The following is a 1,395-nucleotide window of genomic DNA, read 5'->3' as shown; positions in this document are numbered from 1 at the left end:
AGCCTTCTGTGGTTGCCGCCCGCAATGCAAGAAGTTTCTGACCCTTTGGCGTGTGATCGAGTGCGGTCTTCTGTCAGGCCTTCCTTTACGGCATTTTCAGAAGCCGCTGGCCGGTATGGTGATCCGCGGACCAGGTCCAATTCTCATCTCCGAGCACGTCGGCTCTTTGGCTCTAGCTGGTTTCCTGATCCAGATCTGTTCGATCGTTGCGCCCATTCGGGTCGTCGCCTTCTCACACCCCCTTCGCCAACGTCAGGCTATTTCGTGCTGCATGCAGTCATGCCGTCACTGCCTGCGCTGGGTTCCGATAATCCTCCTTCCGGGTGAGCATGGCCCAAATCGTCCGAGCCATCTTGTTCGCCAAGGCGATCGCCACAAGCATGCGCGGCTTCCTCGCCAGCATCTGCGCCAGCCAGGATCCGCTAGGGATCGACTTGCGCCCGAGCCAGTTCAGCCGCGACATCGCCCCAACGATGAGCAACTGGCGAATGTCCGCCTGTCCTTCCTTCGAAACGCGTCCGAGCCTTTCCTTTCCCCCTGAGGAATGTTGCCGTGGGACCAAGCCGAGCCAAGCCGCGAAGTCTCGGCCACGTCGAAAGGCCGCCATGTCGGGCGCGAAAGCCTCGATCGCGAGTGCGGTCAGCGGGCCGACCCCCGGCATTGTCTGCAGCCGCTGCGCCGTGACCGTCCGCGTCGCCAACTTCTTGAGCTGCTCTGCCTTGGCATCGATCCGCTCCGTCTTGTAGGCGATCTGATCAATGAGACTCCGACATTCCTCGCGGACCAGTTCTGGTAGATCGCTGTTCGGATCTTCGAGGATTGCGTCAATGCGTTTAAGTTGTTCGATTCCTTGCGGGATGATATGGCCGAATTCGTAGAGAACAGAACGCAGCGCATTCACCAGATCGGTGCGCTGATGAACAAGGCGCTTCCGAGCCCGAAAGAGCACTGCCCTGGCCTGCTGTTCTTCCGATTTCGGCTCGACGAAGCGCATCTCGGGGCGCTGTGCCGCGATCACGATTGCTTCGGCATCAGCCGCGTCGTTCTTTTGGCGTTTCACAAAAGGCTTCACATATTGCGGAGCGATCAGTTTCACTTCATGGCCGAGCTTGACCATCTCCCGTGCCCAATAGTGGGCGCTGCCACAGGCTTCCATCACCACCACTGCCGATGGGTGGCCCGCCATGAACTTCCGAAACTGAAGCCGCGACAGTTTCTTTCGAAATTTCAAGTGTCCCGCCATTGACGCCCCGTGGAGCTGAAACACATTCTTGGCTAGATCCACTCCGATCACCGTATCCATCAATTTGCCGTCCTCTTCGCTTCGGGGTTCAAACACTGCGTTCTTGGCACATTACGATGCCGTCTGGGGAGGGCGGCAACCATCCCATCTCA

At 58.6% G+C, this 1,395-nt stretch carries 1 protein-coding gene; it reads right to left on the bottom strand.

The genetic code is table 11. The features are described from left to right. Positions 1-277 precede the first annotated feature (277 nt). A complete protein-coding gene (locus L6637_RS42235) occupies positions 278-1,303 on the bottom strand; it encodes an IS110 family RNA-guided transposase (protein WP_164934317.1) in 1,026 nt (341 codons plus the stop codon). Positions 1,304-1,395: the final 92 nt, after the last annotated feature.

It is taken from the genome of Bradyrhizobium zhengyangense (genome assembly GCF_022012435.1).
Taxonomy (GTDB): domain Bacteria; phylum Pseudomonadota; class Alphaproteobacteria; order Rhizobiales; family Xanthobacteraceae; genus Bradyrhizobium; species Bradyrhizobium zhengyangense.
The sequence above is the reverse complement of the archived record's forward strand: the minus strand, read 5'-3'. Positions and strand labels throughout refer to the sequence as shown.

What these genes read in the sequence shown, in the direction of transcription:
- L6637_RS42235 (WP_164934317.1), bottom strand. Translation starts at nt 1,303, where the DNA reads ATGGATACGGTGATCGGAGTGGATCTAGCCAAGAATGTGTTTCAGCTC.